11 protein-coding genes are annotated in these 12,859 nt (G+C 34.3%); 7 read left to right on the top strand and 4 right to left on the bottom strand.

What is annotated here, in order from left to right:
• Positions 1–5: 5 nt before the first annotated feature.
• Positions 6–584, top strand: coding sequence for a uracil-DNA glycosylase family protein (locus MPR_RS14705; RefSeq protein ID WP_041893808.1), 579 nt, complete (start codon positions 6–8; stop codon positions 582–584).
• Positions 585–591: 7 nt separating this feature from the next.
• Here the strand turns inward: MPR_RS14705 and MPR_RS14700 are convergent, their stop codons facing one another.
• Positions 592–1,773: an MFS transporter gene (locus MPR_RS14700; RefSeq protein WP_041893805.1), complete on the bottom strand. Its 1,182-nt coding sequence runs from the start codon at positions 1,771–1,773 to the stop codon at positions 592–594.
• 313 nt (positions 1,774–2,086) lie between these two features.
• Positions 2,087–3,589, bottom strand: coding sequence for a sodium/proline symporter PutP (gene putP / locus MPR_RS14695; RefSeq protein ID WP_041893802.1), 1,503 nt, complete (start codon positions 3,587–3,589; stop codon positions 2,087–2,089).
• 461 nt (positions 3,590–4,050) lie between these two features.
• Between putP and MPR_RS14690 the strand changes: the two genes are divergently transcribed.
• Positions 4,051–4,440 (top strand): hypothetical protein, encoded by a 390-nt coding sequence (locus MPR_RS14690; protein ID WP_041893799.1) that lies wholly within the window; start codon positions 4,051–4,053, stop codon positions 4,438–4,440.
• 316 nt (positions 4,441–4,756) lie between these two features.
• Here MPR_RS14690 and MPR_RS14685 read toward each other — a convergent pair whose 3' ends face one another.
• Positions 4,757–5,497, bottom strand: coding sequence for a CDP-alcohol phosphatidyltransferase family protein (locus MPR_RS14685; RefSeq protein ID WP_041893796.1), 741 nt, complete (start codon positions 5,495–5,497; stop codon positions 4,757–4,759).
• A gap of 332 nt (positions 5,498–5,829) precedes the next feature.
• Here MPR_RS14685 and MPR_RS18220 point away from each other — a divergent pair, with 332 nt between their 5' ends.
• The 4 genes from MPR_RS18220 to MPR_RS14665 all read left to right on the top strand — a co-directional run bounded on the left by MPR_RS18220 (position 5,830) and on the right by MPR_RS14665 (position 9,525).
• Complete coding sequence (locus MPR_RS18220; RefSeq protein ID WP_052472632.1) at positions 5,830–6,363, top strand: transposase; 534 nt, start codon at positions 5,830–5,832, stop codon at positions 6,361–6,363.
• Between the two features lie 23 nt (positions 6,364–6,386).
• Entirely contained in the window at positions 6,387–7,265 is an 879-nt protein-coding gene (locus MPR_RS14675) for an IS3 family transposase (RefSeq protein WP_041888823.1), read from the top strand.
• Positions 7,266–7,637: 372 nt separating this feature from the next.
• Positions 7,638–8,759 carry an Lnb N-terminal periplasmic domain-containing protein gene (locus MPR_RS14670; RefSeq protein ID WP_041893794.1) on the top strand — a complete coding sequence of 374 codons (1,122 nt, stop codon included), beginning with the start codon at positions 7,638–7,640 and terminating at the stop codon, positions 8,757–8,759.
• Between the two features lie 28 nt (positions 8,760–8,787).
• Positions 8,788–9,525, top strand: coding sequence for a tyrosine-protein phosphatase (locus tag MPR_RS14665; RefSeq protein WP_041893792.1), 738 nt, complete (start codon positions 8,788–8,790; stop codon positions 9,523–9,525).
• 73 nt (positions 9,526–9,598) lie between these two features.
• On the opposite strand, the gene MPR_RS14660 is transcribed toward MPR_RS14665, so the two are convergent.
• Positions 9,599–9,988 carry a DUF1573 domain-containing protein gene (locus MPR_RS14660; RefSeq protein WP_006260260.1) on the bottom strand — a complete coding sequence of 130 codons (390 nt, stop codon included), beginning with the start codon at positions 9,986–9,988 and terminating at the stop codon, positions 9,599–9,601.
• Between the two features lie 230 nt (positions 9,989–10,218).
• Between MPR_RS14660 and MPR_RS14655 the strand changes: the two genes are divergently transcribed.
• The gene (locus MPR_RS14655) at positions 10,219–12,852 is read left to right on the top strand and encodes a valine--tRNA ligase (RefSeq protein WP_041893790.1); all 2,634 of its coding nucleotides are present in this window, start codon (positions 10,219–10,221) and stop codon (positions 12,850–12,852) included.
• Positions 12,853–12,859: the final 7 nt, after the last annotated feature.

The raw sequence follows: 12,859 nt of genomic DNA, 5'->3' as shown, positions 1-12,859 counted from the left end.
AAGGTATGGATCGTTTTGATGAATTGTTAAGTAATATTAGGGCTTGTAAGATATGTGAAGAAGAACTACCTCTAGGAGCGAATCCTGTGGTATTATCTAGTGTACAGTCTAAAATCATTATTATAGGTCATGCACCTGGACTAAAAGTACATCTATCAGGTATTCCCTTTAAAGATAAAAGTGGAGAGCAACTGCGTCAATGGTTAGGAGTGACAGAAGAGGAGTTCTACGATACAGCTAACTTTTCTATTATTCCTATGGGGTTTTGTTATCCAGGTAAGGGAAAGAGTGGTGACTTACCTCCTAAGAAGATATGTGCACCCACATGGCATGCTCAGTTGTTAGAACAGTTAACTTCTGTCAAACTTATCTTGTTAATCGGGAAGTACGCACAAGATTATTATTTAAAGACTAATGATTCACTGACAGAGAATGTAAATAACTTCCATAAATATCTACCTACTTATTTTCCATTACCTCATCCTTCTCCTAGAAATAATATCTGGAAAGCAAAGAATAGATGGTTTGAACAGGAGGTTATACCTATATTACAGCACCAAGTCAAATTAATCTTAAAGAAGTAGTATTTCCTTATGCCTTACTTGTGAAGGAAAGTTGTGTTCTAAACATCATATAGACTAAACTTAAGATAATAACTACTGCACTAGCATACATAATGGTAGGGATATTAGTGATATTATCTTTATAATACCACCCTGCTAAGAAAGCACCTCCACCGACACCTGCTTCTAGAGCGATATACATAGTAGATACAGCACGTCCTCGCTGATCAGGTTGGCTGAAGTCTATCGTCCAGGCATTTAATGCAGGAGATAAGATACCTAAAGAGATACCATATATAAATGCCCCTAAGTATAATCCATTAGTAGATTCGTAGAATGCTATAATAGCTAGTGAGATAATCAGAAGTACTAACCCAATATTGATGATTAAGACACGTCCATATTTGTCTGAAACTTTACCAGCGACAAATCTTACTAGTAGAGAAGAAATAGTAAAGATCATAAAGAAGATCCCTTTATTCTCTAAGCCTAAGTGTCCTGTCCAGTCAGGGATTAGCGTAAGAATAACTCCATAAGCGATATAAGACATAAAAGTCACAAAGGCTGCAGGGAATACCCCTAAGTCAAAGATGTCCTTGCCTGATATTTTTAGTAATTTAAAAGAGAACTTTTCTTTTACTTGTAAGGTCTCTTTCATATTCATCAAGATCACAATAGACAATAGAGCAAAAGCAGATGAAGTATAGAATAGAAAGTCTATAGAGGTGTACATCTTTATGGTACTACCGATGGCTGGGCCTATAGCCATACCTGTACTAAAGCTAATGCCGTGTAGTCCTAATGCTTCACCCCATCGCTCTCTAGGTACGATATCAGCTACATAAGCTGCCGTAGCTGTAGGCTTGAACCCTGTAGAGAATCCGTGTAATAATCGCAAGAATAGAAAGCCTGATACTGTAGTAAGAATAGGGTATAATAAGCTACACACAAAACATACTATCGACCCTATAGCCATAATGGGCACACGTCCTATCTTATCTGTTAGTTTGCCACTAAAGGGTCTAGAGATACCAGCAGTGATTGTAAATAGACCGATGATTAGCCCTTTGTATTCTGCTCCTCCTAGTCCTGATAGGTAATCAGGTAGCTCAGGTATAAGCATATTAAAACTAGCTGAGAATAGTAAAGAACTTAAACATACTAGTATAAACTGAGTATTGTATATAGGGTGTGAATTAAATCTAGACACGTATTATCGTTTTTATGAGGTGCAAAGTTATTGGTTTACATTTTCTTGTACAATGTTAATCTTAGGTTGTTCATATAAACCCAGAATCAACATTAGCCAAATACTACAAAGCAATTCTATTTCATAGCTCTTTCATTAACTCTATAACCTATAGTATGCTGAAATCGCTAATTCAGACCTATCTTGTATAATTACTTTTCGTTTATCTACCTATTGCTGATTCTGGGATAAACAAAAAAACTCTAGGTATATAACATCTTTTATCGTTGTTATATACCTAGAGTTTAGGGTACAATAAATAGGTTTTATCTAATTATTTTTCTTTGTGATATAAAGCATCAGCAGTGTCAAACTTCTCTATCATCTCAGTAGATGCTTGTTTTCCATAGTTAGATACTAAGTAGATCGCAATCGAGCTAAATAAGAATCCTGGAATGATTTCATATACCGTATCTCCGAACAGAATAGGCCATACGATTACAGTTACCGCTCCTACTAATACTCCTGCGAAAGTTCCCATACCTGTTGTTTTTCTCCAGAATAGAGTGAATAAGATAGCAGGACCAAATGCAGCTCCAAAACCTGCCCAAGCATGTGCTACTAAAGCAAGAATTTTACTATCTGGATCGTATGCGATTATGATTGCGATTAAAGCGATTAATAGTACAGCGAATCTTCCTGTCCATACTAGCTCTTTTTGGCTAGCACTTCTTCTGAAGTAAGCTTTGTAGAAGTCTTGTGTAAGTGTACTAGACGACATTAATAGCTGTGCACTTAATGTACTCATTACTGCAGCTAGAATAGCAGAAAGTAAGATACCTACTACCCAAGGGTTAAATAATTGTTTGATTAGCTCTATGAAGATCATTTCATTGTCTTTATTTACTACACTAGCTATTTCTGGATGTTTATAGTAGTAGCTAATTCCTAAATAACCGATCGTTACAGCTCCTCCTAGACATAGTGTCATCCATGACATTCCTATACGTCTAGCATTCTTCATTGTCTTCACACTATCAGCAGCCATAAAGCGTGCTAAGATATGTGGCTGTCCGAAGTACCCAAGTCCCCATGCAGCAGCACTAATAATAGCGATAAAGCTTACATTATGTGTTAGACTTGAATATGAAATATTAGTAGCAATAGCAGCTTCATTAGTATAAGTAGTGATAGCATCCCATCCTCCCATATATAGGATAATCATCACAGGAGTCAAGATCAACGCGAATAACATTAAAGTAGCCTGAATCGTATCACTCCAGCTTACTGCTAAGAATCCACCGATGAAGGTATACGCTATCGTAGCTAAAGCCCCTAGGTATAGGGCATTGATATACTCCATGTGGAATAGCGTTTCGAATAACCTAGCACCAGCTACCATACCAGACGCACAGTATATCGTGAAGAAGATTAGGATAGTTACAGCAGATACTGTTTTTACTAATTGACCATCTTTTCCAAATCTGTTGTGGAAGAAGTCTGGTAATGTCAGTGCATTATTATTGATTTCTGTGTGTACACGCAGACGACCTGCTACTAACTTCCAGTTGTAGTATGCTCCGATAATTAAACCGATCGCAATCCAGCTCTGAGATAAACCTTTACCAAAAATAGCACCTGGTAATCCCATTAGTAGCCATCCAGACATATCTGAGGCTCCTGCTGATAAAGCTGTTACTACTGGGCCAAAACTACGTCCTCCTAAGATGTAGTCAGAAAAGTCCTTTGTGCGTAAATACGCAATTACACCTATTCCTAACACAACCACTAAATAAATGGAAAATGTTATAATAGTTGGATCTATATTTTCAAACATATTGTTGTTATTTTTTTGCTAAATTTATTTAATTATTTTAAATAATACAATGAACGACCAGATTATTTAGTTTAATTACGAATAGTGTATTTTACTATTCCTCTTTTTTGAATCAATTTTGTAAATATAATTAATCTGAAAATGAAACTATTATACTTTTTAGATACTAAAATGTATTATAGTATTCTTTTTTAAAAAGAAGAAAAGTTACAAGAAGTCATTATGTCTTGTTCATCAATAGTAATAATGTATGTCGTTATACCTTTTCTTTGTTGAATTCTGAGAGAATAGGCTTTTATCTGGATAGTGTTATCTAAGGGGTAGTTGTAGGATAGCCTGTCATATCCGTTAGTTGCCACTTTACACATAGTGTCTCTATAGGGGTATTATTTGATAACAATTGTTATCGTGTCCTTATACGTAGAGTTCTACTTTCGTATTTCTAATTTAAACAAGGAAATATGACAAATAAAGAATTGATAAAAGACTGTTTTATAAACTTATTAGAGAGTCCTCAGTATCGTCCAGAAGTGATAGCTACCTATTTTTCTACTGATTATATCCAATGTGTTGATGGGAAGAGATTAGATTATACCATTTTTAGCGATCATATTAAAAAATTAAAAGAAGTAACTGATAAGCTATCTATCACATTTAACTATATAGCAGAAGAAGGAAATCTAGTATTTACTAACCACAGTGTATTAGTACATAGAAATGATGGATCTATAAGTAAGGTGAAAGTGATTGCAACCTTTGTAATAAAAAATGAGAAGATAGTGTTCTGTGATGAATTAACTCTTCATGAAGAAGGAAGTCATGATGATGCTAACCTCGGTTCTATTGTATAAAAAGAACAATAAAAAAAGCCCTATACGGAGGGGGTAAGGTGTATAGGGCAAAAAGTAGTATGAAAAAAAAGTTTGTAATAAACTTTTCAATAAGTGTGCCAATGACTGGTATTTTAAAGGTAAACTAACTGTTTTATAGTCAATTGCTCATATTGTGAATATTATCATTTTAGATAGTTATATAAATGAGAATAATTATTATTCAGTAAAGAATTGGCATAAAAAAAATGCAACATAGTCATAGTGATGAAATATTGCACTTTTTAGATATAGACCAAATGAAAAACGCTATCTAGAGAGATAGCGTTTCTTATTTTTAGTTAGCAGTTTGCTTTTTTGTCATATTCATGATGATAGATAGTAAGATATATACTAGTATAATAATAGGTATAGCTAGATATAACAAGGTAATCAGTAGTACTAATGATAGTAACATAAATCCTATCTGAAGTTTATACGCACCTAGATTGTTTGGCTTTATTTTTAATGAGAACAATGGAAGTTCAGCATTCATAATAATAGCACTTAAGATACTGATCACTACTAATAAGTAAGGATTGCTTAGTAGGGTGATGATCTCTTCTGAGTTCGTTGTAGAGATAATCATCGGGATACTTAAGATGAACAAAGCATTACCAGGTGTAGGTAATCCGATAAACGAATCAGTCTGTCTAGTATCAATATTAAATTTGGCTAATCTATATGCAGCTCCTAATGTGATGATAAATCCTAAGTATGGAACTATCCCCATATAGTAGGTCTCTGGTGTAAGGTTATAGATTTCTTGGTTTTCTTGAATATTAGCAAGCATTTTATAAACTACTAATCCTGGAACTACTCCACTAGTCACCATATCGGCTAGTGAGTCTAACTGTAATCCCATTTCACTTTTTACATTAAGGATACGAGCTACGAAGCCGTCCCAATAGTCAAAAAAGATTCCTATACATACCCATAAGAAAGCCATGTGTATATTGTCATCAAATGCATACACTAACGCAATTAATCCTGAAAGTAAGTTTAATAAAGTGATAGCATTAGGAATGTGTTTTTTCATAACTGAAATTTGTTTGTTTATATAAACTCTATAACGGTTTACTTGTATTTATTGATACAAATGTATCATAAAGTTACTAATTTTTATAGTGTTTATAAGGATTACTTTAGATAATGCCATTTATCTTTATAGATGTTTTATTATTTGATGTACTCTATTTAGGTAACTAAACGTTTATTAGATATTTAATATCTTTGATATATACAGGACAGGCTACATTAGATAAATATAATTATAGGATAAATGCAGTGATCATTAGTACTATACTTATAGTAGGACAAGACAGGTTGACCCGTCCTAAAAAAACTGTACAGTTTTTAAAACATTAAAAGATGGGAAGAGAACCAAAAAACAAAGAGCGTTATCATTTAAAATTCATAGAACAAATAGTTCAAGAAATAGAGAATGGAGCAAGTCAAAATTCGGTAATTCGCGAGTATAGCCTAAATAAATCTACGCTAAATCGTTGGGTTAAGAAATATGCAAGTCCCGAGTATCATGCTACACGTAAGAATAAAGTTTATTCAGAAAGCCTTAAACGTCAAGTAGTTCATAGTATTACAGAACACCATATGACAGCACAAGAAGCCTGTATAATGTATGGTGTAGAAAGTATAAGTACAATAAATAACTGGTTGTTAGTTAATTATAATAAAAACATAGATATTTGTAATGAAATTGTTATTCCGTCACTTATGGAAGAAAAAACATCCAATACAGAATCTTTAGAAATTAAAGCTTTAAAAAAGGCTTTATCAGAGGCACAATTTAAGATAGTAGCTTTAAATACATTGATAGATGTAGCAGAGAAAAGTTTGGATATTGATATCAGAAAAAAGTCTGGTTCCAAGCAGTTGAAGAAGTAAAACTCTTATACCCTAATAAGGGAATAAAAAAAATATGTCAACTGTTTGGTAAAACTCGAAGTGCTTATTATCAGTCAATAGACAGATACGCAAGTCAATCTATTAAAGATGAGATTATTCTTCAAGAAGTTTTAAATATTAGAGCTACTCTACCAAGAGTAGGTACTCGAAAACTTCAACATATGTTACAAGAACGCTTAGGTTCGCACAATATAAGCGTAGGAAGAGATTATCTGTTTGATTTATTAGACAGTCATAAAATGTTGGTTAGGCAACGAAAGCGCAAAGCATATACAACAGACTCCAGAGCTTGGAGAGGACAGTATTTAGACTTGTATAATGGAGTAAAAGTTACTAGACCAGAACAATTTTGGGTAAGTGACATCACCTATATCAGGTTAAATAATACTTGGGGCTATTTAAGTTTAATCACAGATGCTTATTCTCATAAAATAATGGGCTATAGTTTTAGCTTAGATTTAACTACTAATGGATGCTTACAAGCCTTGAAAATGGCATTAAAGAACAGGATTTATACAGAGAAACTTATTCATCATTCAGATCGAGGATGTCAATACTGCAGTAGTGTTTATACTAAAATACTGATAGAAAACAACATATCTATTAGTACAACACAAGGTGGTGAACCAAGAGATAATGCAATAGCTGAGCGTGTAAATGGTATAATTAAAGGTGAATTTGATTTAAACTATTCAAGTTTAGGTTATCAAAAAACGATTGATAAAATTAAGAATAGTATAGAAGCTTATAACCAAATTAGACCTCATGATAGTTGTGATAGGTTAACTCCAAATCAAGCTCATTTAAAGACAGGTATTCTAACTAAGAGATGGAAGAATTATTACAAGACTAATAAACAAAAACAACAACCTGTACAGTAATAAAAGGATTAATAAAAATCTGTACAGTATTAAGTAGGATTATTAACTATAACTGTACAGTTATAGTAGGACGAGACAGGTTTTAGTTGCATTGAGTCCGTAGTGAGTCCGTTATGAGTCCGTAGTGAGTCCGTTTTATAGTTAGTTTTAACGGAGTCATTATGGAGGTGTTGTGTTGATATAATTTAGTGCTTGCGAAGAAGATAGGAAGATGAGAGGAGCAGTAGCAGATGAGAAGCTCCGTTTTAACTGTGGTACAAGAAGGTTATTCATAAATAGTTTAGAGTGTATGTTTTTATTGTAAATCAAAGATTAGTAAAGTATTTTTGTAAGAATCAAATAGAACGCTTAGTTATAAATCAAGAAGAATAGATGACAAAGAAAATGATATATCTGCTTTTCTGCCTTTTTATTGGGCAGATGGCTTTCTCTAAAGAACGACCACTCTCTGATAGAGCAGAGATAAGTGTACTTACTTGTGGTACGGGTGATGAGTTGTATTCACTATTCGGGCATACAGCGATACGTGTAAGTGATCCTTTTGAGGGAATAGATAGGGTATATAATTATGGTATGTTTGATTTTAGAACGCCTAATTTTTATGGAAAGTTCGTGAAGGGAGATCTTTTATACTATGCAGATTATTCTACATATAGAAACTTCATTGGGAGTTATGTATATGATAATAGAGCAGTGTATGAACAAGCATTAGACTTGACGCCAACTCAAAAAGAAGAGATATGGCAAAAACTGAATGAATCATTAGAAGAAGAGAATAAGTTCTATGTCTATAAGTTTATAGATCAGAACTGTACTACTAAGGTAGTGGATATTATTAATAGTAGTATAGCTACACCTGTAAAAGTAGATGTAGAAGGGAACACAGCTACTTATAGAACCATCTTAAACTCGTATCTGAACAAGAGATACTTCGAGATGCTAGGGATTAATTTAATATTTGGTTCTAAGGTAGATGCTCATTCTACTTTACTGTTTTTACCAGATAAGTTTATGCAAGGATTAGCAGAGACTAAAGTCAATGGGAAACTTTTAGTTCCTGAGACAGTGACTGTTTTTGAGCCAGAAGTATCTACGGAGAAATCAGGTATAAGTGTGAACTCTATGTGGTTCTTTAGTCTTGTCGTTTTAGTGTTAGCAGGACTAATGACTCAGAGAGGCGTTAGAAGTGCATATTTTGTCATCTTAGGGCTTTTAGGTATTTTCTTCTTTGTCGTAGGGTTTTATTCTCTTCATGGCGAATTGTTAAGTAATAATACAGTGCTACTGTGTAGTCCTATATTTTTAATCTTACCTTTTATAAGAAAGAATGTCAAGATAGCTAAGTTACTTCAGTTGTTAACTTTAGTTTGTGTAATTTTGTATATCGTATTGAATATTACTAGCGAAAAGTTATTAGTGACCTTGCCATTAGTATTGTTGACACTTGTGAGTTTGGCTATAGAAATGCGTATCGCTAAGAAGTATAACAAGTAGACCTAATCAGAAAAAATAATATAAAGATATGTTCGGATTATTTAAATCTAAACCAGAGCTTAAAACATTAATTCCAAATAATTATGTAGATATTCACTCTCATTTAATGTTTGGTATTGATGATGGGGCGCAGACTAAAGAGGATACAAAGACTATTATAGAGTCGATGAAAGCGATGGGCTTTGACCAAGCGATTACTACTCCACATACTACACCGCTAGTATGGGATAATACTAAAGAAGGAATATTATCTAAGTATGATGAGGTGTTAGAGGTACTACCTACAGAGGCGGAGTCTCTTCAGCTGAGAGTGGCTTCTGAGTATATGATGGATGAGAGTTTCTTACAGCGCATTCATTCAGAGAAGCTATTGACATTAAAAGATAACTATGTATTAGTAGAGATGTCTTATATCAACCCACCTATACAATTAATGGATATTCTATTCCATTTAAAATCGAATGGGTATGAGATTATTTTAGCGCATCCAGAGCGTTATAACTTCTATCACAAGAATACAGAAATGTATAAGAAGCTTAAAAAATCAGGGTGTAAGTTTCAGATGAATTTATTGTCTACTACTGGATATTACGGTGGTCATGTATTAGAGGCTGCAAACTATCTGTTGAACAATGATATGATAGATTTCGTAGGATCTGATATCCACCATACTAAACATATCAAAGGCTTTGATGCTAAAATACAGATTAAAGAAGTGAAGAACTTCGAGAAAGCAATCGCTAATAATATCTTCTTTAAGAAATAAAGAATTGCTTATCGTATAAAATAAGAAAGGGATTGCATGAGCGATCCCTTTTGTTTTTCTGTCTATTTTCTGATTAGTTGTTTACAACTTCACCTTTAATGCGTAGTGCTACTACACCGTTAGTGTAGTTCACAGCATTAGATTCTACAGTGATAGTTCTACTGATTTTACCAGGAGCCATATTATACTGTACGTCTATTTTACTTTTTTGACCTGGTAAAATAGGTTCTTCAGGTTTAGAAGGTACTGTACATCCACATGTAGATCTTACAGCTGTAATGATTAATGGCTCATCACCAACGTTAGTAAACTCAAAAGTTCTAACTCCATTATCTTTCCCTCTTACAACAGTACCGTAATCGATAGTATTGTTCTCTGCTTTAAACTCGATTTTTGGTCCTTTTTGTGCGAATGTTACTGCACTTGTCAAAACCAAAACTAATAATGCTAAAATGTTTTTCATTATTTTTCTATTTGTTGTTTTGTAAAATTAAAAACTTTAGGAATACTCGCAAATAAAAATAAACATTTAAAGTAATGTGTTATCTTTTGTAATTACATAGTAATCCATATTTTTGCATAATACAAAGGTACGTAAAAAGAAAGAGTGCTTAGATTAAAATTTGATTAAAGTATTGTTATCTTTGGATGTGTCTTTAAAAAATGTTAAAAACAAGTAAAATTAATAAGTAAATGACAATTCCTGCACAATTTGACGCGAAGCAAGTAGAGCAAAAATGGTATGAGTACTGGATGGAGAATAATTTCTTCCACTCAACTCCTGACCACAGAGAGCCTTACACGATTGTAATACCACCACCGAACGTGACGGGTGTATTACACATGGGACATATGTTGAACAATACGATTCAAGATGTATTAATACGTCGTGCTCGTTTAAAAGGGCTTAACGCTTGTTGGGTTCCTGGAACGGATCACGCCTCTATCGCTACTGAAGCTAAAGTCGTCGCAAAATTGAGAGAGCAGGGTATCAATAAAAACGATTTAACACGCGAAGAGTTCTTAGCACATGCTTGGGAGTGGAAAGAAGAGTACGGAGGAGTAATCTTAGATCAGCTTAAGAAATTAGGTTGTTCTTGTGATTGGGATCGTACGAAGTTTACCATGGATCCAGAGATGTCTGAGCAAGTGATAAAAGTATTTGTTGACCTATATAATAAAGGATTAATCTATAGAGGGTACCGCATGGTAAACTGGGATCCTGAAGCGAAGACTACTTTATCTGATGAGGAAGTAATCTATGAAGAGCGCCAAGGGAAGTTATATCATCTAAAATACCAAATAGAAGGATCTAATGACTATTTAGTAATAGCGACTACACGTCCAGAGACTATCTTAGGAGATTCTGCTATCTGTATTAACCCTAATGATGAACGCTATACACACCTAAAAGGTAAAAAGGCTATCGTACCGATCTGTAATAGAGTGGTGCCTATCATCTTCGACGAATATGTAGATATGGAGTTCGGAACTGGATGTCTTAAAGTGACTCCTGCTCACGATGTGAATGATAAGGATCTAGGAGAGAGACATAACTTAGAGATTATAGATATCTTTAATGCTGATGCTACACTGAACGAATTAGGATTACACTATGCTGGTAAAGACCGTTTTGTAGTTCGTAAAGAGATAGAAGCAGAGTTAGAGTCTATCGGAGCTTTAGACAAAGTAGAAAACTATATTAACAATGTAGGTACTTCTGAGCGTACAAAAGCTGTTATAGAACCAAGGCTTTCTGATCAGTGGTTCCTTAAAATGGAAGAGTTAGCTAAGCCTGCTTTAGATGCGGTATTAGAAACAGAAGATGTAAAGTTATACCCAAGTAGATATAACAATACTTATAGAAGCTGGTTAGAGAATATCCGCGATTGGAATATCTCTCGTCAGTTATGGTGGGGACACCAGATACCTGCATTCTACTATGGAGCTGGTAAAGAAGACTTCGTAGTAGCTGAGAATATCGAAGCTGCTGTAGAATTAGCTAAAGTAAAATCAGGTAATGCTGCTTTGACTGCTGCTGATTTAAAACAAGATGAGGATGCACTAGATACATGGTTCTCTTCTTGGATTTGGCCAATGTCTGTATTTAACGGAATTACTCAGCCAGAGAATGAAGAGTATAACTACTACTATCCAACGAATGACTTAGTGACTGGTCCAGATATTATCTTCTTCTGGGTAGCACGTATGATTATGTCTGGATATGAGTACACAGGTAAGAAACCATTTACGAATGTGTACTTCACAGGTATCGTAAGAGATAAACAACGTCGTAAGATGTCTAAGTCATTAGGAAACTCTCCTGATGCATTAGGGTTAATCGATAAGTTCGGTGCTGATGGTGTACGTGTAGGATTATTATTATCTGCTGCTGCTGGTAACGATATTATGTTCGATGAGGAGTTATGTGCTCAAGGTAAAGCCTTCACAAATAAGGTATGGAATGCATTCCGTCTAATCAAAGGATGGGAAGTGTCTGAGACATTAGCACAACCAGAATCTGCTAAAGTATCATTAGCTTGGTACGAAGCGAAGTTACAGAGTGCATTAGTGGAGATAGAAGATCACTTCTCTAAATACAGAATTTCGGATGCGTTAATGACGATCTATAAATTAGTATGGGATGATTTCTGCTCTTGGTTCTTAGAAATGATTAAACCAGGATACCAACAGCCAATAGACAAAGCTACTTTTGACAAGACTATCGAGTTATTAGAAGCGAACCTGAAGTTGTTACATCCATTTATGCCATTCTTATCAGAAGAGATTTGGCAACATATTAATGAGCGTACTGCTGCTGATGCATTAGTAGTATCTGCATGGCCAGAGATGAAATCATTCGACGAGAACTTGATTAAAGAGTTTGAATTCGCTACTGAAGTTATCGCTGGTATCCGTACAATCAGAAAAGACAAGAATATTTCGTTTAAAGAAACGATAGATTTAAAAGTAATCAACAACGAGAAAACATCTACATACTTCGACAGTATCATCTCTAAATTAGGTAACGTAGTTGCTATAGAGTATGTAACAGAGCAAGTAAGTGGTGCGCTATCTTACCGTGTGAAATCTAATGAGTACTTCATTCCTGTAACAGGAAGTGTGAACTTAGAAGAAGAAATCGCTAAGTTAGAAGAAGAGTTGAAATACTTAAAAGGATTCTTGAAATCTGTACAAGGAAAACTATCAAATGAGAAGTTCGTTGGTGGTGCTCCTGCTCAGGTTATCGAGAACGAAAGAAAGAAAGAAGCAGATGCTTTAGCTAAAATAGCAACTATCGAACACAGCTTAGCTGGATTAAAATAGTGTAGTA

It is taken from the genome of Myroides profundi (genome assembly GCF_000833025.1).
Lineage (GTDB): Bacteria > Bacteroidota > Bacteroidia > Flavobacteriales > Flavobacteriaceae > Flavobacterium > Flavobacterium profundi_A.
Note: the sequence above shows the minus strand (reverse complement) of the source record. Positions and strands in the feature narration are given on the sequence as shown.